Source organism: Streptomyces xanthophaeus (genome assembly GCF_030440515.1).
In the GTDB taxonomy this organism is placed as follows: domain Bacteria; phylum Actinomycetota; class Actinomycetes; order Streptomycetales; family Streptomycetaceae; genus Streptomyces; species Streptomyces kutzneri.
This window is the reverse complement of sequence record NZ_CP076543.1, coordinates 3,165,727-3,184,896: the sequence shown is the minus strand read 5'-3', so window position 1 is coordinate 3,184,896 and position 19,170 is coordinate 3,165,727. Positions and strand designations below refer to the sequence as shown.

Annotated in this window: 23 protein-coding genes; 16 read left to right on the top strand and 7 right to left on the bottom strand. The window is 70.0% G+C overall.

Going from position 1 to position 19,170, the window contains the following annotated elements; genetic code table 11:
- Nucleotides 1–2: 2 nt before the first annotated feature.
- Nucleotides 3–1,289, bottom strand: coding sequence for an alanine racemase (locus KO717_RS13645; protein WP_301366969.1), 1,287 nt, complete (start codon nucleotides 1,287–1,289; stop codon nucleotides 3–5).
- A 278-nt stretch (nucleotides 1,290–1,567) separates the two neighbouring features.
- On the opposite strand from KO717_RS13645, the gene KO717_RS13640 reads away from it, so the two are divergent.
- Nucleotides 1,568–2,320 carry an IclR family transcriptional regulator gene (locus KO717_RS13640; protein WP_301366968.1) on the top strand — a complete coding sequence of 251 codons (753 nt, stop codon included), beginning with the start codon at nucleotides 1,568–1,570 and terminating at the stop codon, nucleotides 2,318–2,320.
- A gap of 11 nt (nucleotides 2,321–2,331) precedes the next feature.
- Nucleotides 2,332–2,757 (top strand): RidA family protein, encoded by a 426-nt coding sequence (locus KO717_RS13635; protein ID WP_301374513.1) that lies wholly within the window; start codon nucleotides 2,332–2,334, stop codon nucleotides 2,755–2,757.
- Between the two features lie 107 nt (nucleotides 2,758–2,864).
- Here the strand turns inward: KO717_RS13635 and KO717_RS13630 are convergent, their stop codons facing one another.
- Nucleotides 2,865–4,202, bottom strand: coding sequence for a M14 family metallopeptidase (locus KO717_RS13630; protein WP_301366967.1), 1,338 nt, complete (start codon nucleotides 4,200–4,202; stop codon nucleotides 2,865–2,867).
- A gap of 125 nt (nucleotides 4,203–4,327) precedes the next feature.
- Nucleotides 4,328–6,031, bottom strand: coding sequence for a chitinase (locus tag KO717_RS13625; RefSeq protein ID WP_301366966.1), 1,704 nt, complete (start codon nucleotides 6,029–6,031; stop codon nucleotides 4,328–4,330).
- 435 nt (nucleotides 6,032–6,466) lie between these two features.
- On the opposite strand from KO717_RS13625, the gene KO717_RS13620 reads away from it, so the two are divergent.
- From KO717_RS13620 to KO717_RS13560, 13 genes are all read left to right on the top strand, one after another.
- Nucleotides 6,467–7,372 (top strand): hypothetical protein, encoded by a 906-nt coding sequence (locus tag KO717_RS13620; RefSeq protein ID WP_301366965.1) that lies wholly within the window; start codon nucleotides 6,467–6,469, stop codon nucleotides 7,370–7,372.
- Nucleotides 7,373–7,420: 48 nt separating this feature from the next.
- Complete coding sequence (gene cpaB / locus KO717_RS13615; RefSeq protein WP_301366964.1) at nucleotides 7,421–8,122, top strand: Flp pilus assembly protein CpaB; 702 nt, start codon at nucleotides 7,421–7,423, stop codon at nucleotides 8,120–8,122.
- Between the two features lie 7 nt (nucleotides 8,123–8,129).
- Entirely contained in the window at nucleotides 8,130–9,404 is a 1,275-nt protein-coding gene (locus KO717_RS13610) for an AAA family ATPase (protein ID WP_301366963.1), read from the top strand.
- A gap of 3 nt (nucleotides 9,405–9,407) precedes the next feature.
- A complete protein-coding gene (locus KO717_RS13605) occupies nucleotides 9,408–9,776 on the top strand; it encodes a TadE/TadG family type IV pilus assembly protein (RefSeq protein WP_301366962.1) in 369 nt (122 codons plus the stop codon).
- A 1-nt stretch (nucleotide 9,777) separates the two neighbouring features.
- A complete protein-coding gene (locus KO717_RS13600; protein ID WP_301366961.1) occupies nucleotides 9,778–10,146 on the top strand; it encodes a TadE/TadG family type IV pilus assembly protein in 369 nt (122 codons plus the stop codon).
- Nucleotides 10,143–11,486: a CpaF family protein gene (locus KO717_RS13595; protein ID WP_301366960.1), complete on the top strand. Its 1,344-nt coding sequence runs from the start codon at nucleotides 10,143–10,145 to the stop codon at nucleotides 11,484–11,486. The genes KO717_RS13600 and KO717_RS13595 overlap by 4 nt, the downstream gene beginning before the upstream one ends.
- Nucleotides 11,483–12,421: a type II secretion system F family protein gene (locus KO717_RS13590; protein WP_301366959.1), complete on the top strand. Its 939-nt coding sequence runs from the start codon at nucleotides 11,483–11,485 to the stop codon at nucleotides 12,419–12,421. The genes KO717_RS13595 and KO717_RS13590 overlap by 4 nt, the downstream gene beginning before the upstream one ends.
- A 19-nt stretch (nucleotides 12,422–12,440) precedes the next feature.
- Nucleotides 12,441–13,331: a DUF5936 domain-containing protein gene (locus KO717_RS13585; RefSeq protein ID WP_301374512.1), complete on the top strand. Its 891-nt coding sequence runs from the start codon at nucleotides 12,441–12,443 to the stop codon at nucleotides 13,329–13,331.
- A gap of 3 nt (nucleotides 13,332–13,334) precedes the next feature.
- Nucleotides 13,335–14,021, top strand: a complete 687-nt coding sequence (locus KO717_RS13580; RefSeq protein ID WP_301366958.1) for a response regulator — start codon at nucleotides 13,335–13,337, stop codon at nucleotides 14,019–14,021.
- 110 nt (nucleotides 14,022–14,131) lie between these two features.
- Entirely contained in the window at nucleotides 14,132–14,377 is a 246-nt protein-coding gene (locus tag KO717_RS13575) for a hypothetical protein (protein ID WP_301366957.1), read from the top strand.
- A gap of 23 nt (nucleotides 14,378–14,400) precedes the next feature.
- A complete protein-coding gene (locus tag KO717_RS13570) occupies nucleotides 14,401–15,027 on the top strand; it encodes a pilus assembly protein TadG-related protein (protein WP_301366956.1) in 627 nt (208 codons plus the stop codon).
- 31 nt (nucleotides 15,028–15,058) lie between these two features.
- Nucleotides 15,059–15,652, top strand: coding sequence for a hypothetical protein (locus KO717_RS13565; RefSeq protein ID WP_301366955.1), 594 nt, complete (start codon nucleotides 15,059–15,061; stop codon nucleotides 15,650–15,652).
- Nucleotides 15,653–15,656: 4 nt separating this feature from the next.
- On the top strand, nucleotides 15,657–16,298 hold the full coding sequence (locus KO717_RS13560) for an OmpA family protein (protein ID WP_301366954.1): 642 nt from the start codon (nucleotides 15,657–15,659) through the stop codon (nucleotides 16,296–16,298).
- 59 nt (nucleotides 16,299–16,357) lie between these two features.
- Here KO717_RS13560 and KO717_RS13555 read toward each other — a convergent pair whose 3' ends face one another.
- The 3 genes from KO717_RS13555 to KO717_RS13545 all read right to left on the bottom strand — a co-directional run bounded on the left by KO717_RS13555 (nucleotide 16,358) and on the right by KO717_RS13545 (nucleotide 17,925).
- Nucleotides 16,358–16,687, bottom strand: a complete 330-nt coding sequence (locus KO717_RS13555; protein WP_301366953.1) for an SCO4225 family membrane protein — start codon at nucleotides 16,685–16,687, stop codon at nucleotides 16,358–16,360.
- A gap of 142 nt (nucleotides 16,688–16,829) precedes the next feature.
- A complete protein-coding gene (locus tag KO717_RS13550; protein ID WP_150258987.1) occupies nucleotides 16,830–17,303 on the bottom strand; it encodes a carboxymuconolactone decarboxylase family protein in 474 nt (157 codons plus the stop codon).
- A gap of 94 nt (nucleotides 17,304–17,397) precedes the next feature.
- Complete coding sequence (locus tag KO717_RS13545) at nucleotides 17,398–17,925, bottom strand: TetR/AcrR family transcriptional regulator (RefSeq protein WP_301366952.1); 528 nt, start codon at nucleotides 17,923–17,925, stop codon at nucleotides 17,398–17,400.
- A gap of 106 nt (nucleotides 17,926–18,031) precedes the next feature.
- Here KO717_RS13545 and KO717_RS13540 point away from each other — a divergent pair, with 106 nt between their 5' ends.
- Nucleotides 18,032–18,442 carry a nuclear transport factor 2 family protein gene (locus KO717_RS13540; RefSeq protein ID WP_301366951.1) on the top strand — a complete coding sequence of 137 codons (411 nt, stop codon included), beginning with the start codon at nucleotides 18,032–18,034 and terminating at the stop codon, nucleotides 18,440–18,442.
- A gap of 30 nt (nucleotides 18,443–18,472) precedes the next feature.
- Here KO717_RS13540 and KO717_RS13535 read toward each other — a convergent pair whose 3' ends face one another.
- Entirely contained in the window at nucleotides 18,473–19,051 is a 579-nt protein-coding gene (locus KO717_RS13535; RefSeq protein ID WP_301366950.1) for a TetR/AcrR family transcriptional regulator, read from the bottom strand.
- Between the last annotated feature and the right edge of the window lie 119 nt (nucleotides 19,052–19,170).

Here is a 19,170-nt window from a genome sequence, read left to right as displayed (position 1 = left end):
GCCTAGAAGAAGGTGCGGACGTAGTCGGTGACGGTGCCGTCGGCCTCCACGACCGGGATCAGCGGCCACTTCTCGAAGATCGTGCAGGGGTGGGACATGCCGAGGGCCACCCAGTCGCCCACCTGTACGTCGTCGGCGGAGTCGGTCTCCAGCCAGGCGTGCTGGTCGGACAGCTTGACCACGCGCACGCCGGTGGCGGGGCGCTCCGCGCCGGTGAGGGCGTCGCGGACGAGCTCGGCCTCGGGCAGGCCCAGGTCGTAGGCGATGTCGCGCTTGCCCGCGTTGACGAACGCCTGGGTGGGGGAGGGACGGGAGACGACCTGCGTCCACAGCCGGAACGCCGGGCGCAGCCCGCCCTCCTCCGGGTGCCGGTTGAAGGGGGTCAGCCGGGTGTACCAGCCGTGGTCGTGGGAGACGTACGCGCCGGAGCGCAGCAGCTTGAGGACCGGGCGGGAGAGCTCCGGGAGCTCGGCGAACACGTCGGCGACCGCGTCGAACCAGGCCGAGCCGCCGGCGCTGACGACGATCTCGTCGAGGTCCGCGGGGAAGCGGCCCGCCTTGTCGAACTCGACGGCGAGCGCGGTGAGCCGGCGCAGGTACGCGTGGACGGATTCGGGGTCGGCGCCGGGGACCTCGGCCTCGTAGCCGCCCATGCCGACCAGGCGCAGGGTGGCGGTGGCGGCGACCGCGTCGGCGACGGCGCGGCAGTCCTCGTCGCTGCGGGCCCCGGTACGGGCGCCCTCGCCGGCGCCGAGCTCGACGACGACGTCGATGACGGCGGCCGAGTCGCGCAGGGCGCGGTCCATGAGGTGGACCCCGCGCACGGAGTCGACGTAGCAGACGAAGCGGAAGTCGGGGTCGGCGGCGAGTTCACCGGCCACCCAGTGCAGGGCGGCGGGATCGACGAGCTCGTTGGCGAGGAAGATCCGCTGGATGCCGAAGGCGCGGTAGACGCGGGCCTGGTGGGGGACGGCGGCGGTGATGCCCCACGCGCCGTGCTCCAGCTGGCGGCGGAAGAGCTGGGGGGACATGCAGGTCTTGCCGTGCGGGGCGAAGGCCAGGTCGTGACGGGCGGCGTAGGCGCCGAGCGCGGCGAGGTTGTGCTCCAGCGCGTCCGCGTCGAGGGTCAGGACGGGGGTGGTGAAGCCGCCGGTGTACAGGTCGCGGCGCTCGGCGGCGAGCCGGCCGACGGTGAGGCCGTGCGTCTGGGCGTCCGGGGGGAGGCCCTTGAACCGGTGGTCGACCGGCTCGTCGGCGAGGTCCTTGACGGGGTCGCTGTCGCTGGCCATGCGGGTGCCTTCCGATTGTATTGCGTGGGCTGCAACGGTCGTTGCGTGTGCCGCTGCATGCTGTCTAACATCCGGGGTGACGGCGGGTCAACGTGCGACGCCGCTCCTGGGGCTCCACCTCCGAACCCCCGCGCCTCAAACGCCGGCGAGGCTGAAACTCCCAGCCCCGCCGGCGTTTGAGCAGGGGGTACCTCCCAGCGGTAGCTGGGGGAGGGTCCGGGCGGAGCCCGGGGCGCCGGCGGAGCCGGTGGTGCAGTGACCGTACGAGAGGACGAGGGATGAGCCAGTCCGTGGAACGGGCACTCGCGGTGCTGCCGCTGCTCGCGCGAGGTCCCGCCGGCCTCGGCGACGTGGCCGACGAGCTCGGCGTGCACAAGAGCACCGCGCTGCGCCTCCTGCGCACCCTGCACGAGCGCGGCTTCGTCTACCGCTGCCCCGACGGCCGCTACCGCCTCGGCGCACAGCTTTTCGCGCTCGCCGCCGAGGCCATCGAGAACCTCGACGTCCGGGAGATCGCACACCCCCACCTCGTCGAGCTGAACCGGGCCACCGGACACACCGTTCACCTCGCCCTCCACCAGGACGACGAGGTCGTGTACGTCGACAAGGTCGACAGCCGCTACCCGGTCCGCATGTACTCCCGCATCGGCAGGCCCGTGCCCCTGACGGTCGCCGCCGTGGCCAAGCTGCTCCTGGCCGACCTGCCCGAGGCCGAGCTCCGGGCCCTCGCCGGCCGGATCGAGTACCCGCGCTACACCGCACGTTCGACCCCGGACGCGGCGGCCTTCCTGCGCGAGTTGGACCTCGTACGGGAGCAGGGTTGGGCCACCGACCTCGGCGGGCACGAGGAGTCCGTCAACTGCCTCGGGGCGCCCGTGCGCGGGCCGGACGGACGGGTCGTCGCCGCGCTGTCGGTGTCCGCGCCGGGTGTGGTCGTCTCCGCCGAGGGGCTGCTCGGACTGCTGCCGCAGGTGCTGCGTACCGCCGAAGCCATCAGCCAGGACTACTCAGGAGTACAGGAGAGCACGTGAGCGAGAAGAACGTGACCGAGAAGTACGCGACCGAGAAGGTCGCCATCACGCCCGGCACCCACACCGTCCCGCCCGCGAAGTTCTCGCACGGCGTGCGGAAGGGGAACATCCTCCAGGTCGCCGGCCAGGTCGGCTTCCTCCCGCACGTCGACGGGCAGCCGCCCACCCCCGCCGGGCCGACCCTGCGCGAGCAGACCCTCCAGACGCTGGAGAACGTCCGTTCCGTCCTGGAGGCCGGCGGTGCGGGCTGGGACGACGTGATGATGATCCGCGTCTACCTCACCGACACCGGGCACTTCGCCGAGATGAACGACATCTACAACGCCTACTTCGAGGAGCAGGGTCTGAAGGAGGCCCCCGCCGCCCGCACCACCGTGTACGTGGGCCTGCCGGCCGGGCTGCTCGTCGAGATCGACGCCCTCGCCGTCCTCGGCTGAGGCCGAGACCGGGGCCGGGGCCGAGACCGGGGCCGAGGCGCTCCGCCGGACGCGCGGGCGGGGCGCCCCCCTGGCGGTGGGGCGCCCCCTTTCAGACGGTCAGCCGGTCACGGCGTCGCGCAGTACTGGGCTTCCTTGCCGATCGAGCGGTACATGCAGTCCGCGTTCTCCAGCAGCTGGAGCACCGCGTCCTTGTTGCGTGCGGTCTCGCGGTCGATGACCTCGTCCGGCGGGTAGAAGCCGCCGCCGCCGCTCTCCGGGTACATCTCGAAGGTGTAGGAGAAGATCTTCTGGTTGCCCCACAGCCAGTCGTCGATCGTCCCGTCCGTGATGTACAGGTCGCTCGACTGCTCCGGCGTGTAGCCGTTGCTCGCCGCCATGCTGGTGCCGATCTTCTTGTAGACGGCGAGGTCGTCGGCGGTCAGACCCGGGGCGGTGTCGTTGTAGGTCCAGCCGAAGGGCCACAGGACGAGTTCGCTGTAGGTGTGGAAGTCGATGGCGGCCTTGATCTGCTGCTTGCCGCCGACGACCCGGCTGCGGACGAAGTCCGCGACGACCTTCACCTCGGGCGCCGACTCGGCGGAGGCGCCCCGGTAGGTCTCGGAGCTCTTGCTGCTGCTGGAGCCGCCGCAGCAGCCGAACTTGTAGTTCCAGTTGCGGTTCTCGTCCGTGCCGACGTACGAGGAGCCGGAGTTCGGCTGGCGGTTCTTGCGCCAGGAGCGGTAGGAGCCGGTGGCGATGTCGTACTCGCCGCCGTCGGGGTTGAGGTCCGGGACGATCCAGATCTCGCGGCCGTTGACCGCGCCCGTGACCCGGGAGTCGCTGCCGTACTTGGAGGTGAACTCCTTGAGCAGGTACAGCGCCATCTCGACGGTCAGGTGCTCACGCGCGTGCTGGTGGGCGGTGAAGAGCACCTCGGGCTCGGCCTCGTCCGTCGCGACGTTGTCGCTGATCTTGATGGCGAACATGTCCCGGCCCTGGTACGACTTGCCGATCACCTGCTTGCTCGCGATCGCGGGATACTGCGCGACGAGCTGGTTGATCTCTGCCGTCGCCTCGGCGTAGTTGTGGTACTTCGAGTCCGCCGAGGGGAAGTCCATCGGGCTCGCCGCGATGCCGGGCACCGAGCGGTCCGGGGGTCCGGGCAGGGCGGTCAGTTTGTAGCCGAGCTCCTTGAGCTTCTTGGCCTGCATGGTGTCGGCGCTGACCACGACGGTGTGGTCGTCCACCTCGTCGATCGAGACGCCCGTACGGAGCAGGGCGGTGCGGTCGGTGGCGGTGGAGGGGCCGTGGATCCGGTACTGGACGATCGCCTCGTCCTGGGTGGCGGTCGAAGGAGTGGGCGGAGGGGAAGCCGTCGCGCTCATGCCGTAGGCGGGTGCGCCCAGCGCGAGCGCCAGCAGGGCCGCCGTGAGGGCGGCCCTCCGGCGGGTATGGAGCCGCATGCGTTCTCCTGGGTCGGGAGTGTGGGGGTAGCCGTGCGGACGCGCACAGCGTGCTCTCGTGGCATGTCCCGGTCAAGGACACGCTGTGCAGGCCGTACCGATCCGGCCACCCCTACACGTACCGCCTACGGGAGTCCGTGGACCTTGGGACCCACCGAGTTCGACCAAGCGCTACCCGCCTTGGCGTCCCAGTTGGTCGACCAGGTCATCGCGCCGCGCAGACCCGGGTAGGTCTTCGACGGCTTGAAGGAGCCGCAGTTCGTTCCCCTGGTCAGGCAGTCCAGGGCGTTGTTGACGATCGCCGGGGACACGTAGCCGCTGCCCGCGCCGCTGGGCGAGGCCGGGACGCCGATGCCCACCTGCGAGGGGTCGAGGCCGCCCTCCAGCTGGATGCAGGCGAGCGCGGTGAGGAAGTCCACCGAGCCCTGGGAGTAGACCTTGCCGTCGCAGCCGTTCATCGAGCCGCTGTTGTAGTACTGCATGTTGACGACGGTGAGGATGTCCTTGATGTTCAGCGCCGTCTTGAAGTAGCCGCCCTGAGTGGACTGCATGTCGATCGTCTGCGGGGCCATGGTGATGACGAGCGAGGGGCCGGCCTTTGACGACAGCGAGCGCAGGGCCTGCGTCATGTAGGTGGGGTTCAGGCCGTTCTCCAGGTCGATGTCGATCCCGGTGAACCCGTACTCCTGCATGAGGGCGTACGCGGAGTTCGCGAGGTTGTTCGCCGAGGTCGAGTCGTTGACCGTGATGGTCCCCTTCTCGCCCCCGACGGAGAGGACGACCGACTTGCCGGCCGCCTTCTTCGCGGCGATGTCGGCCTTGAACTGGGCGACCGTGTAGCCGCCGAGGCCGGCCGAGTCGAGGTTGAAGGTGATGGCGCCGGGCGTGGTGGTGGCGTCCGCGAAGGAGACGGCGATGATGTCGTACTGCGCCGAGACGTCGGAGATCTTCTGGACGGTCGCGCCGTTGTTGAAGTTCTGCCAGTAGCCGGTCAGGGCGTGCTTGGGGACGCCCGGGCCGGGGCCGGGACCCGGATCGGTGCCGGTGGTGGTCCCGGTCACCGGGGCGGACTTCGGGCCCTCGCCCGCCGCGTTGTACGCGCTCACCTGGAAGGAGTACGACGTCGAGGCCGCGAGCCCGGTGATCTGGGTGGAGGCGGCGCCGCCCGTCACGGTTCTGACGCGGACGCCGTCCTGATACACGTAGTAGCCGGTGGCCGAGCTGACCGCGTTCCACGAAAGGGTGAGGGCGCTCGCGCTCTGGCCGGAAACGGCCGTCCCGGCCGGTGCGCCCGGGACCGACGGGCCGGGGTCGGTGCCGCCTCCGCCGTCCGGGCCGAAGACGCTGAACTCGTCGACGACGTAGGCCGGCTGGCCGTACCAGCCGTGCGTGTAGACGGTGACCTGGGTGGTGCTGGGGCCGGTGGTGAAGGTGGTGGAGAGCTTCTGCCAGCCGGCGCCCGACCCGGGCGTCCAGGTGGAGACGTCCTGGGTGCCGGTCCCGGTCGCGCCGAGGTAGACGTAGCTGCCCTGGACCTGCGTGCTCAGCGTGTAGGTCGAGTTCGGCTTGACCGTGACGGTCTGGCTGCAGCGGGCGTTGTCCTGGCCCGCCGGGGTGGCCTTCAGGGCGCCGGATCCGGCGTAGACGGGCGAGGAGACGGAGGCGCCGGTTCCGCCGGTGCAGGACCAGTTGGCGAGACCCGACTCGAAGCCGCCGTTGCGGGCGACGTTCACGTCGGCGGCCTGTGCGGTACCGGCGGCGAGGGCGGACAGGGCGCCCGCGGCCAGGGTGACGGCGATGGGGAGGGCGAGGGAGCGTATGCGGTTCACGTGGGCTCCGGTGGGGGGAGGAAGAGGGGTGTGGGGAGAGGCGGACCGAGTGGGGTGGGTCCGACTCAAGGCGTTGGCTGCCAAGTTGGTCCAGACCAATCCCTGTGTCAAGAGTCTTCGCGATGTGGCTTGAAATGGCCCGCTATGCGATCCCTGTTGTCCGGGTTTCCGCCCCCTGTGACATGTGCTGGTAGCACGGGAATCTCCAAGGCCCTGCCCCGTCAGGGGTGACGCGGATATGGTGCTGGGGCAAGGGGGGAGCGGGTCGATCGGATGCGGTCGCGCGGCGTCGGCGCGGACGCGGGAAGTCCGTATCGAATCCGCGTCGAGTCCGCGTCAGGTCCGTGCCAGGTCCGTGCCGAGCGCGCACCGGGCACGTGAAGTGCCCGCGGCGTACGGGGCGTACGTACGGGGTGTACGTGGGGGAACGGGGGAATGCGCGTGCCGACCGCCATCGCTGTCACCAGCGCCGATCTGGTACTTCCGGCCCCTGACCGGCACACACCCGGGGCCGCCTTACTGCACCCGCCCGAGCAGCTCGACCTGGAGTCCGCGCTCGCCGAGACGGGCGCCCTGCTGGAGCGGCACGGCCACCTCGTGGCCCTCGTACCGCCCTGGCTCCCGCGCTCCACCGTCCAGCGCCTGCACACCGTACGCGCCATCCTGGAAACCGACCGGATCGCGCTCCTCGGCATCGATCTGCCGCCGCTGGGAACGGCCCTGCTGGCGCGTCAGCTGCGCCAGCTCAGCGTCTGCGACTTCAGCCCCGGAATCATCGCCTCCGCGGCCCGGCTGCTGTCCCACTACATCTACGCGGGCGCCCTGCTGGGCTCGGTCGCCAAACTCGACCGGGTCCGGGTCCCCGTCGGACTGGGGGCGCACGCCAGGTCCTGGTCGCCGAGCGCGCAGTTCGCCGTCATGGCCCACCCGAAACCGCACCTCGCGAAGCTGAGCGGCGGCGGATCCCAGGGCGGCGGCGCCCACGGCCCCCGCGGCGCGGTGCTGCCGGCCGGCCCCGAGTTCGCCACGCACCTCACCTTCGCCCGCGGCCAGCTCGCCTCCGACTGGGTCACGGCCGAACTGGCCCCCGCCTGGCAGGTCCAGGGCGTCCTGGAGAACCCGCTGCCCGCCGCGTCCGCCGGCTGGTGGGGCACCCCGAAACTCGTCGAGTTCGCCGCCGGCATCCCGGACCTGTCCGTGCTCTACCAGCTCGTCGCCTCGGTCCGCCGGGAGGAGTGCCGCTGGTGCGGCCTCGAACTCATCGGCGACCGCTGCGGCTTCTGCGCGGCACCGCTCACCGCACCGCCGCCGCCCGCGAGTACCGCCCGTTCCAGACCCTGATCACTCGAACGCACGAATGAATGAAGAACGGCGAGGTAGGTAAGGCCCATGAACTCACGCCAGCGCCGCGGCGTCATCCTGCTGCTCCTGTCGGTCCTGTGCGCACTGGGGGCCTTCGCCGGAGTCCTCGTGGTGATCGGCGACGTCAACTCCAAGGTCGGCGCCGAGGTCGTCGCCTACCGGGCCAAGGGCGACATAGCCCCGTACAGCCCGCTGACGGCCGGGCAGTTCGAGGAGGTCCGGATCCCCGAACGCTGGCTCTCCGACACCGCCGTCACCGACCTCGGCGCGCTCAAGGACAAGATCGCCCTCACCACGCTGAAGAAGGGCTCGCTGCTCCAGGCGGACATGTTCGTCGACCGGCCGCAGCTGCAGCCCGGTGAGCAGGAGATCGCCATCATGATCGACGCGGCCACGGGCGTGGCCGGGAAGATCACCTCCGGCGCCAAGGTCAACATCCTCGCCACCTTCAAGGGCGCCAAGGACACCGACCCCTCGCGTTCGGTGATCATCGTCGCCAACGCCCGGGTCCTGGGCGTCGGCAAGCTCACCGCCCTGGACAAGGACAGCGACCGCAAGGGCCCCGCCGAGGCCGTTCCGATCACCTTCGCCCTGAGCACCAAGGACACCCAGCGCGTCGCGTACGCAGAGTCCTTCGCGGAGCACGTACGCCTGGCCCTGGTGGCCCCCGGCACCGATTCGGCGCCCGCCCCGGGCGACCGCACGTACACCCTCGACGGGGACAGGTGAGGCCCGGATGACCACCCGAATCCTCCCCGCGGTCGGCGACCCGGACGCCGCGCGCGCCATCGTGACACTGCTCAGCCAGCTCCCGGCCGCCGAGCCGGCCGCCCCCGTCCCCGACGCGACCACGCTCCTGGACACCCTGGCCCGGCTCGCCGCCGACTCCATCGACGAACTCCCCGAGGTCGTCCTCGTCCACGAGCGGATCGGCCCGGTGCCCGCCCTGGAGCTCATCCGGGAAGTGGCCCTGCGCTTCCCGGCCGTGGGCGTCGTCCTGGTCTCCTCGGACGCCGGCCCGGGACTCTTCTCCGCCGCCATGGACTCGGGCGCGCGCGGCCTGATCGGCCTCCCTCTCTCCTACGAGGAACTCGCCGCCCGCGTCCAGGCCGCCGCCCAGTGGTCCGTGGGCGTACGCCGCCACCTGGGCGGGGGCGCCGCCGCCGACGTGTTCACGGGCCCGGGCGGCCGGGTGGTCACCGTCACCGGGGCCAAGGGCGGCGTGGGCACCACCTTCACCGCCGTGCAGTTCGCGCTGGCCGCGGCCGCCTCGGGACGGCGTACCGCACTGGTCGACCTCGACCTCCAGGCGGGCGACGTGGGCTCGTACCTCGACGTGCAGTTCCGGCGCTCCATCGCCGACCTGGCCGGGATCCAGGACATCTCCCCGCGGGTCCTCCAGGACGCCGTCTACGACGACGCCTCGGGCCTCGCCCTGCTCCTCGCCCCGGCGGACGGGGAACGCGGCGAGGAGGTCGACGACCGGGCCGCCCGGCACATCGTCGGAGCCCTGCGCAGCCGCTACGAACTCGTCGTCGTCGACTGCGGCACCCAGGTCACCGGGGCCAACGCGGCGGCCGTGGAGATGGCGGACGTGGCGGTGCTGGTCACCACCCCGGACGTGGTCGCGGTACGGGCGGCCAAGCGCATGGTCCGGATGTGGGAACGGCTCCAGGTGCGCAAGGCGGAGGACACGGCGATGGTCGTCAACCGCTGGAGCAAGCACACCGAGATCCAGCCCGCCCTGATCGAGAAGATCACCAAGACCCGCGCCACCCGCACCCCGGTCCCGGCAGCGTTCAAGGAACTCCAGGCCGTGGTCGACGCGGGCCGCGTCCAGGACCTCGACAACCGCTCGACGGTCAAACAGGCCCTGTGGACCCTGGCCGGCGAACTCGGCCTCCTGTCGACCCCGGACACCGCCCCGTCCGCAGCCACCGCCCCGGGCGCCTCGCTCGCGGTCCGCGCGACGGGCCCGGTGGCCCGCCTGCGCCGCGGCCGGGAGGGCTGACGCATGCCCGTCCGCAGACCGGGGCGCGGGGACCGGGGCCAGGTGGCGATCGAGTTCGTGGGCACGGTGCCGCTGATCCTGCTGCTCGTGGCGGCGGTGTGGGAGTGCGTACTGATCGGGTACGCCTTCTCACTGGCGGGCAACGCGGCGGACGAGGCGGCGCGGGCGGGGGCGGTGAAGGACGACGCGGCCTGCGTCGCGGCCGCGCACGAGCACATCGGGGAGGCGTGGGGCCTCGAAGTGGACTGCGGGATTTCCGGGGACATCTACCGGGCGAAGGTCAGCCTCGGTGTCCCGATCCTCTTCCCCGGCCTCAGCTTCGACCGGATCGAAGGCACCGGCGGCGCGGCGATGGAGAGGGAGGTGAAGTGACGTGAGACGGCGCATGCGCTCCGACCGGGGCCAAGTGGCCATCGAGTACATCGGCTTCGTACCGATCCTGCTGTTCGTCGCCCTCTGCGGGATCCAGCTGGGCTGGGTGGCGTACGTCCACGAGCAGGCCGACACGGCCGCCCGCACGGCGGCCCGGGTGGAGGCCCAGCACAAGGGCCGGGGGGAGGCCGCCGGATACGCCGCCATCCGTGAAGGGCTCCCGGCGACCGTAATCGTGGGCGGAGAAGGCGACGCGGTGACCGCGACCGTGACCATCCAGATCAACTCGATCATTCCCGGGCTGAAGCCCGAACCGGCGAAGGCGACGGCGGTCATGCCCAACGACGACCCGAAGGTGACCGGACCATGAGCCTGCGTTCTCGGGTCAACACCCCCGACGACCGCCACAGCCCGCGCGAGGACGGACGCCTCGTCTCCTCCTACCGCGCCAAGCTGCTGGAGGAGATCGACCTCGCCGAGATGTCCGCGCTCGCTCCCGCCGAGCGCCGGGCGCGCCTGGAACGCGTACTCGGCCACATCATCAGCCGCGAAGGCCCCGTCCTCTCCACGGTCGAGCGCGCCCAGCTGATCCGCCGCGTCGTCGACGAGGCCCTCGGGCTCGGCGTGCTCGAACCGCTCCTCGAAGACGCCTCGATCTCCGAGATCATGGTCAACGGCCCCGACCACATCTACGTGGAGCGCGCCGGCCGGGTCGAACAGCTCCCCATCCGCTTCGCCTCGCACGAGCAGTTGATGCAGACCATCGAGCGCATCGTCTCCACCGTCAACCGGCGGGTGGACGAGGCCAATCCGATGGTCGACGCACGCCTCCCCAGCGGCGAGCGCGTCAACGTCATCATCCCGCCGCTCTCCCTGACCGGCGCCACCCTCACCATCCGCCGCTTCCCGCGCGCCTTCACCCTGCACGAGATGATCGCGCTCGGCTCGCTCGACGAGCAGATGCTGCTCCTGCTCTCCGGCCTGGTCGCGGCGAAGATGAACGTGATCGTCTCCGGAGCCACCGGCACCGGCAAGACCACCCTCCTCAACGCCCTCTCCGGCCTCATCCCGGAGGGCGAACGCATCATCACCATCGAGGACTCGGCCGAACTCCAGCTCCAGCAGGCCCACGTCATCCGCCTCGAATCCCGCCCCGCGAACGTGGAGGGCAAGGGCCAGATCACCATCCGCGACCTGGTCCGCAACTCACTGCGCATGCGCCCCGACCGCATCATCGTCGGCGAGGTACGCGGCGGCGAGACCCTCGACATGCTCCAGGCGATGTCCACCGGCCACGACGGCTCCCTGGCCACCGTCCACGCCAACAGCTCCTCGGACGCCCTGATGCGCCTGCAGACCCTCGCCTCGATGTCGGAGGTCGAGATCCCCTTCGAGGCCCTGCAGGACCAGATCAACAGCGCCGTGAACGTCATCGTCCAGCTCACCCGCTTCGGCGACGGCTCGCGCCGCATCACCGAGATCTCCGTCCTCGAATCGCACGGCCGCGAGCCCTTCCGGATCACCACGGTCTGCCGCTTCGGGGCCCAGCCGATGGGGGCGGACGGCCGTGTCCGCGGCTACTTCGAGTACTACCCGCTGCCCCGCCGGATCGCCGAACGCCTCTACATGAACAACCAGCCCATCCCGCAGGCCTTCGGCGTCGCGCCGGAAGACCCCCTGACCGCCCGCATCACCCGGACCGCCCTGTGAACCCACTCGTCCTCGCCACCCTCGGCGCCACGCTGCTCGCCTGCGTCCTGGTCGTCGCCGGCCTCCAGGCGTACATGGCCGGCCGAGCCCAGCGCGCCGCCCTCATCGAACGCCTCTCGGCGAGCGGTGTCCCGGAGCCCGCCGGCCGGCGCCGCCGCTTCCCGGCGGTCGACCGGCGGCTGCGCAGGACGAAGCTCGGCCGCCGGATCGAGCTGAAGCTGGCGACCACCGGCCTCGACCTCACCCCCGGCGAGTTCTTCGTCTACATGCTGGGTTCGATCGCGGGGGTCTGGCTCATCGCCTCCTCCCTCCTCGCACCGTTCTTCGGTCCGGTGGCGGGTGCCATCGGCATCTGGGCGGCGAACGCCTTCCTCAACTGGCAGCGGGCGCGCCGTACGGAACGGTTCATCAACCAACTCCCGGACCTGGCCCGCATCCTCGCCAATGCCACCCAGGCCGGACTGGCCCTGCGTACGGCCATCGGCATCGCCGCCGAGGAGCTGGAGGCACCGGCCGGCGAGGAACTGGCGCGCGTCGCCGACCGCCTCGCCGTCGGCCACTCGATCGACGACTCCCTCGGCGAACTCACCGAGCGCCTGCCCTCCCGGGAACTGGTCGTACTCGTCTCCACGCTCGTCCTGTCCGCCCGAGCGGGCGGCGCGATCGTGGACAGCCTGCGCAACCTCACGGTGACGCTGGAGCAGCGCAAGGAGACCCGCAGGGAGATCCGAACCCAGCTGTCCCAGGTGACGGTGACGGCGTACCTGGTCCCCGCCATCGGCCTCGGGTCCCTGCTGATGGTCGATCTGATGATGCCGGGCGCGCTGGACCGGATGACGGGCGCCTTCATCGGCCAGACGGCCGTACTCATCGCCCTCGGCCTCTTCGCCCTGGGGTTCATCCTCATCCGCCGCCTGTCGAAGATCGACGTGTGAGGGGGCGGACGGGACGATGATCGGACTCCTTCTCGCACTGGCCGTGGCCCTGTCGGTCCTCGGCGCGTTCCACGGCATCCGCCTCTACCGCGCGGACGTGAAGCTGCCCACGGACCTCGCGCTCGCCCTGGAGGTCGGCGCCACCCGTACGACGGCCGTCGGCTCCCTGGTGGACCGGATGGGCATCCGCTGGGCCCCGGCGGTGCTGCGCCTGATGGGGCCGGCGCGGGTGGCCCGCAAGCGCCGCCAGATCGACATGGCGGGCAACCCCGCCGGCCTCACGATCGACCGGTACGCCGCCCGGCGGGCGGTGTACGGGGCCCTGGGCGCCCTCGGCGCCTTCTCGATGCTGATCAACGGCCAGCTGGTCGCCGCACTCCTCATGGTGGCCTTCGGCCTGTTCTGGATCGAGGCCGGCCTGTGGTCGGCGATCCGGGTCCGCCGTGACCACATCGAACGCACCCTGCCGGACTTCCTGGACGTGCTCGCGGTCGTCGTCAGCGCCGGGCTGGGCTTCCGGCAGGCGCTGGAGCGGGTGGCGGACAAGTACGAAGGCCCCTGGGCCGACGAAATCCGCATCACACTGCAGCAGATGAACATGGGCGTCAGCCGCCGCCAGGCCTTCGACGAACTGCGCCGCCGCAACGACAGCGAACAGGTCGCGCAGTTCGTGACGGCCCTGCAGCAGGGCGAGGAGCTCGGCTCGCCGATCGTCGAGACCCTGATCGCGATCGCCGAGGACATGCGCCGCACGGACGCCCAGAACGCCCGCCGCCGCGCGGCCCGGGCTGTCCCCAAGGCGACGTTCGCCGTGACCATGTTCATGCTGCCGGGCACACTGATCCTGCTCGTCTGCGGTTTCGTGTACGGCGCGAACGTCGATTTCGACGCGCTGTTCGGGGGTGGCTGAGCCATGGCCCGGCTGAGCGTGCTCATCGCGGACGGCAACCCGGTCGTCCGGGCGGGCCTGGCGGCCATCCTGAGCACGGCCGAGGACCTCGACGTCATCGCCCAGGCGGCGGACGGCCGCGAAGCCCTGAGCCTGACCCGCCGGCACGCCCCGGACGTGATCCTGCTGGACGTCCGGATGCCGGGCGTGGACGGGATCTCCGCGCTGCCGCACCTGGTGCGGCTGGCTCCCGTACTGATGCTGACGTACAGCAGGGAAGCCGAAATCATCTGCGAGGCCCTGTCGTTGGGCGCCGGAGGCTACCTCGTACACGGCGAGTTCACGACGGACGACCTGCTGAGGGCGGTACGCGACGTCCCGCTGGGCCGCCCCCACTTCACGCCGACGGCGGCGAGCGCGCTTCTCGCGGAGCTCCGGGCCTCTTCGCATCCGCAACGAGTTGTGGCACAGTCTTCTGAGCGGATGCACAACTCTGTTGTCTTCGGGCTGAGTTCCCGGGAGGTGGAGATCATGGATCTGATCGCGTCCGGGATGAGCAACCAGCGGATCGCGGCGGCCTGCTTCATCAGCGAGAAGACGGTCAAGAACCACATCAACCGCATCTTCGCGAAGCTCCAGAGCGCCACGCGCAGCGAGGCGATAGCCCGCTGGCTGGGAACCGCCCGTCCAGGAGTGACCGGTCATGGGTAGACAGAGTGCGCAGTGGGTCCGTAATTGGGCCCCGGGACCCTTGGTGACGACTGGTGACTCGCCGTACCGTCCGCAGATCGACACCGGTACCGGCCCGGGAGGGAACCCCCATGTCACAGAACACGCTGCTGAAGGCCGCCGTGGAGGCACGGATCAGGGTGAACGGCTGGACGGACACGGCCGTGACGAGACTCCGCAAGCGCCACGCGAACCTCGACCGCGGCCAGACCGCCTTCGAATACCTGGGCATCATCCTGGTGGTCATCGTGATCGTTGGAGCGATCGTCGGTTCTGGAGTTGGCGACGCGATCACCACCAGGATCAAGCAGGCAGTGAAGGACATCAAAGCCGGCTGATGGCGTCGCGTAGGAAGCGTTCGGTGGACGACCGAGGGCAGGCCTTCCCCATCTACGTCGTTGTAGTCGCGGGCTTGCTCTTTGCTGCACTCGCCTTCTTTGTTGTCGGCCAAGCCTCTGTCACTCGGAGCGATGCCCAAGGCGCTGCGGATGCGGCGGCCTTGGCTGCCGGGCGAGAAGCCAGGGATGGCGTGTTGCTGAAGCTTGACCTGGCCGCACTCAAGCCCGCGGACTGGGAGAAGATCCTTGACGGGGACTTCTTCAAGGTCGGCGAAGCCTGCGCTGCTGCCGAAGCTTTCGCAGCGAAGAACGACGCCACAACGACGATGTGCCAGCCCACCTTCCCGAGACTTCTCGTTACGGTGAAGACCAATGGGACAGTCGGCGATTCGGTGATCCCTGACACCGGAAGCATGCATGGAACCGCAACTGCGACGGCCCTGATCGAATCAAAGTGTCACTTTGACGAGGCGCCCGCTCCAAGTCCCACCCCCACCTCACCACCGGAGGGCGGCTCGCCGGCCCCTACGCCGGCTCCTTCCACGGTGAACTTCACCTGCGGCGGGGAACTGGTCAAGTTTGACCCGCTGAAGCCGGGCTCTCTGAGCGCATTGACCAAAAGGCTGTTCAGCGTTCGACTCGTCGGCTGACAAGGAACGAGAGACAAGGAAGCGTTCATAGATGAGCATTCGGCGCATGCTGAAGGTCCGTGGGGGAATGGCCGTTGTAGGTGCGGCGGTCATGGCCCTCACGCTGGCCGGGTGTGGTGGCGATGGCGACAACAACAAGTCGAAGGACCCGCAGAACCCATCGACTCCGCAGTCGCGGGGAGCGGGATCTCAGAACCCGGCATCGAGTGCGAGCCCGAGTCCGGAGCCCACCGCAGTGATCGCCACTGTGAGCGGAGCAAGTGGCATGACGCTGGCCATCAATTCCTTGCAGCGTGATTCCGGCGGCTTCCTCACGGTCACCGGGCAGATCAAGAACACAGGAAGCCAGTCCTTCGCCGGTACGTCGGCCTGGCGGGGAATTGAACTGAAGGGGAGCGGAGAGTCAGTGGCGGGAGCGACTCTCGTCGACAAGGCCGGCAAGAAGCGCTACTACGTGCTTCGCGACACCGAGGCGCGGTGTTTGTGCACCACGGGAATCTCCAGCGTTGACCCGGGCCAAGTAGTTCCCTTCTTCGCGCAGTTCCCGGCGCCGCCGACCTCAACCACAGAGGTGGAATTCAGCCTCCCCACCTTTGCCACGGCCACTGTCAAAATCTCGGGGTGACCCCATGGCAACACGCCACCGTACCGTCGCTGCAACGGCCGTCGTCGGCCTTGTCATTGCCGGAGGGCACCTCATCGGCGCCACCGCCGCCTACGCCGATGACGTCAAGCCGTCCGTACCCCCAGGCACAGAGCCATCCGCCTCCGCACCAGTGCAGATCGACTCCAACGCGCCCGGCCTGAAGATCCCGCAGGGTGGGACGCTCGCCCCGATCAAGGTGCTGGACATCGCCGAGGTCGTCGAAGATCTCGGCGGGGAGCAGCGGCGGCAGGAGACCAATCAGACCGTCATGATGGCGCTGCAGTCGGAGGTGTTGTTCCCGGAGAACAGCGCCGTGTTCAACGCGCAGGCCGCCGCCCGGATCCAGGCCATCGGCAACGAGATCAACACGCAGAAGGCGACCCGCATCCGCGTCTTCGGGTTCACCGACGACCAGGGCAGCTACGAGCACGGCAAGGAGCTGTCCAAGCAGCGCGCCGATGCGGTGCAGTCCGAGCTGGCCAAGACCGTCACCGATCCGAACGTCGTCTTCGACGTCCGCGGCTACAGCGAGGACTACCCGATCGCCGACAACAGCACGGAGGAAGGCCGCAAGAAGAACCGCCGCGTCGAGATCACCTTCCCCCGCAGCACGGGCGGCGGTTGAGGCGCCGGCAGGTTCCCGTGCATGCGACCGGCCGGAACACCTGCCGGAGCGCCGGGTGTTCAGCCGTTCCGCGGCCGGCGGTGGAGGCGGCCGCGGGAGGCTTCCACGATCGTTCCGAGGACGAGCGACTGGACCAGTACGCACAGGACGAGTTCGGCGACGAAGAGCCACGGCGCGGGCATGCCGTCCCCGGGGGCCATGCCATGGGCCAGCCCCACCAGGAGGAACAGCGGGAACGCGCACAGGGCGGGCAGCACCCATACGAAGCCAGGGTCCGACGCGAACAGCGTGACGGCCGTCGCGATGGCCACGGCGATGCCGACGAGACCCAGGTAGATCGCCGATGCGGGGTTCGCGAAGGTCAGGCGGACGAGCGTACGAGCGGTCATCAGGTTCCCCCCGGGGTGTGTGGACTCCCTCCATGGTCGGGAACGTCCTGGGTCGTGTCGTGAGTACCCGTACCCAGGATGCGCACAGGGCGCTGCGCGTGGTCCGGCCCCTCCCCGGTGGGGGCCGGACCCGTGCGCGGGATCAGCCGAACTGGCCCGGCTGGTAGTCGCCCGCCGGCTGCTGGACGATCACGTTCATCCGGTTGTACGCGTTGATCAGGGCGATGAGGGTGACCAGCGCGGCCAGCTGGTCCTCGTCGTAGTACTTGGCGGCGTCGGCCCACGCCTCGTCCGTGACGCCGCCGGCCGCGTCGGCGATGCGGGTGCCCTGCTCGGTCAGTTCCAGGGCCGCCCGCTCGGCGTCGGTGAACACCTTCGCCTCGCGCCAGGCCGCGACCAGGTTCAGCCGTACCGGGTCCTCCCCGGCGTGCGAGGCGTCCTTGAAGTGCATGTCGGTGCAGAAGCCGCAGCCGTTGATCTGGCTGGCCCGGAGCTTCACGAGCTCCTGCGTGGCGTGCGGCAGGGTCGAGTCCGAGATGACCTTGCCCGCGGAGTTGATGTACCGGGCGAACTTGGTCGCGACCGCGTTGCCGTAGAAGTTGAGGCGCGCTTCCATCGTGATCTCCTTGCTGTGTCGACCGTTACACAGCTCTGACGGAAAACGCGGCCCGGATGTGACAGTCCCACGGGACGAGTCGATGTGACCTGCGTCACTCTCCCAGGAGGAGCTCTGCGATCTCCCGGGCCCGGTGGGCCGGCTCGGGGCCGGGGGTGAGGGCGGCCACCGCCGTCGCCCCCTCGGTCAGGATCAGCAGCCGGTCGGCGAGGGTGGGGTCGGCGGTCAGGTCGGCCAGCAGGGTGTGGAGCTCCGCCTTGTGGATGCGGACGATCTCCGGGGCCGCCGCCCCCAGTTCCCCGTACGCGTTGAGGAACGCGCAGCCCCGGAAGTCGGGCTCGGTGAACCAGTCCGCCAGCCAGTCGAAGACCGCGAGCACGCGCGCCCGCGGCCGTGCCGGAGCGAGGGCCGCGGTGCGCAGGGAGTCCAGCCAGCGCCGGTCGCGGCGTTCCAGATAGGCCGTGACCAGGGACTCCTTCGCCGGGAAAACGCGGTAGAGGCGCTTGAGGGGGACCCCGGAGGCGGTGCGGATGCGGTCCATGCCGACGGCCTGGATGCCGTGCCGGTAGAACAGCTCCTCCGCCGCGTCCAGCAGTCGGGTCCGTGCCTCTTCATCGTCCATGAGGGCAGGGTAGCCCGTTTCCCCTTGCGGCGAGAACGCTCGTTCTCGTACGGTGGCCGGTGAGGAGAACGTTCATTCTCACCCTTCTCTCTCCGGAGGATCTGCCATGACACGTCCGCCCCTGCCGCCCTTCACCGAAGAGTCCGCCCGCGCCAAGGTCCAGGCCGCCGAGGACGCCTGGAACAGCCGCGATCCCGAGCGCGTCGCCCTCGCGTACACGGAGGACTCGGTCTGGCGCAACCGTGACCGCTTCCTCACCGGCCGCGCCGAGATCCGCGAGTTCCTCGCCGACAAGTGGGAGCGCGAGCTCGACTACCGGCTCCGCAAGGAGCTGTGGGCCTTCACCGGCAACCGCATCTCCGTCCGCTTCGAGTACGAGTGGCACGACGCCGCCGGCCAGTGGTTCCGCAGCCACGGCAACGAGCAGTGGGAGTTCGACGACGACGGCCTGATGAGGCGGCGCGAGGCGAGCATCAACGACGTGCCGATCGCCGCCGGGGACCGCCGCGTCGTCTGATCCGGCCGGTCGGCCGGCGGGGCAGGGGGGCTACGCCTCGTGGTGGGCCTGGGTGATGAGGTCCGTGGCGACCTCCAGGGCCGCCAGGCGGGTCTCCTCCGGGTTGCCCTCGACGTGCTGGAGGAACATCATCCCGGCGTGCAGCGTGAACAGCGCGCTGACGCAGCGGACCTGGTCCGTCAGCGGGCCGTCCTGCGTGCGGAGCAGTTCCACCAGGGTGAAGAGCCGCTTCTTGACCGTCTCGCCGATGGTGAGTTCGCGCGTCGTCGCCTGGTTCTCCTGCATGAAGCGGTACAGCACGGCGCCCCCGGCCATCGCCTCGCTGTAGCGGCGCAGCACCTCGCGCTTGGTCTCCAGGGTGCGCGGCTGGCTCTCCGCCCACGTGATCAGCTCGTCGATGGGCCGCGTCAGGTCCTCGAAGATGCTGATGATGATGTCTTCCTTGGTCTTGAAGTGGTAGTACAGCGCCGCCTTCGTGACCTCCAGCCGCTCCGCGATCTCGCGCAGCGACGTCTTCTCGTACCCCTGCTCGGCGAAGAGCTCCAGTGCGACGTCCTGGATGCGCTGGCGCGTGTCGCCACGGCGTCGCTGCGGACTGCTGCTGGACATGGCTCTCCCCAATTACTTACTTGACGCCCGGCTAGTTGCGGGTCTACCGTCCCCATTGTAGTGAACTAGCCGGGCGGCAAGTAAGTGCCGGTGCGGGACGTAGTGCGAGCGGTAGGGCC

Coding starts and splice junctions, on each gene's coding strand:
- KO717_RS13645 (WP_301366969.1), bottom strand. CDS start 1,289: ATGGCCAGCGACAGCGACCCCGTCAAGGACCTCGCCGACGAGCCGGTC.
- KO717_RS13640 (WP_301366968.1), top strand. CDS start 1,568: ATGAGCCAGTCCGTGGAACGGGCACTCGCGGTGCTGCCGCTGCTCGCG.
- KO717_RS13630 (WP_301366967.1), bottom strand. CDS start 4,202: ATGCGGCTCCATACCCGCCGGAGGGCCGCCCTCACGGCGGCCCTGCTG.
- KO717_RS13620 (WP_301366965.1), top strand. CDS start 6,467: ATGCGCGTGCCGACCGCCATCGCTGTCACCAGCGCCGATCTGGTACTT.
- cpaB (WP_301366964.1), top strand. CDS start 7,421: ATGAACTCACGCCAGCGCCGCGGCGTCATCCTGCTGCTCCTGTCGGTC.
- KO717_RS13610 (WP_301366963.1), top strand. CDS start 8,130: ATGACCACCCGAATCCTCCCCGCGGTCGGCGACCCGGACGCCGCGCGC.
- KO717_RS13605 (WP_301366962.1), top strand. CDS start 9,408: ATGCCCGTCCGCAGACCGGGGCGCGGGGACCGGGGCCAGGTGGCGATC.
- KO717_RS13595 (WP_301366960.1), top strand. CDS start 10,143: ATGAGCCTGCGTTCTCGGGTCAACACCCCCGACGACCGCCACAGCCCG.
- KO717_RS13580 (WP_301366958.1), top strand. CDS start 13,335: ATGGCCCGGCTGAGCGTGCTCATCGCGGACGGCAACCCGGTCGTCCGG.
- KO717_RS13575 (WP_301366957.1), top strand. CDS start 14,132: ATGTCACAGAACACGCTGCTGAAGGCCGCCGTGGAGGCACGGATCAGG.
- KO717_RS13565 (WP_301366955.1), top strand. CDS start 15,059: ATGAGCATTCGGCGCATGCTGAAGGTCCGTGGGGGAATGGCCGTTGTA.
- KO717_RS13560 (WP_301366954.1), top strand. CDS start 15,657: ATGGCAACACGCCACCGTACCGTCGCTGCAACGGCCGTCGTCGGCCTT.
- KO717_RS13555 (WP_301366953.1), bottom strand. CDS start 16,687: ATGACCGCTCGTACGCTCGTCCGCCTGACCTTCGCGAACCCCGCATCG.
- KO717_RS13550 (WP_150258987.1), bottom strand. CDS start 17,303: ATGGAAGCGCGCCTCAACTTCTACGGCAACGCGGTCGCGACCAAGTTC.
- KO717_RS13545 (WP_301366952.1), bottom strand. CDS start 17,925: ATGGACGATGAAGAGGCACGGACCCGACTGCTGGACGCGGCGGAGGAG.
- KO717_RS13540 (WP_301366951.1), top strand. CDS start 18,032: ATGACACGTCCGCCCCTGCCGCCCTTCACCGAAGAGTCCGCCCGCGCC.
- KO717_RS13535 (WP_301366950.1), bottom strand. CDS start 19,051: ATGTCCAGCAGCAGTCCGCAGCGACGCCGTGGCGACACGCGCCAGCGC.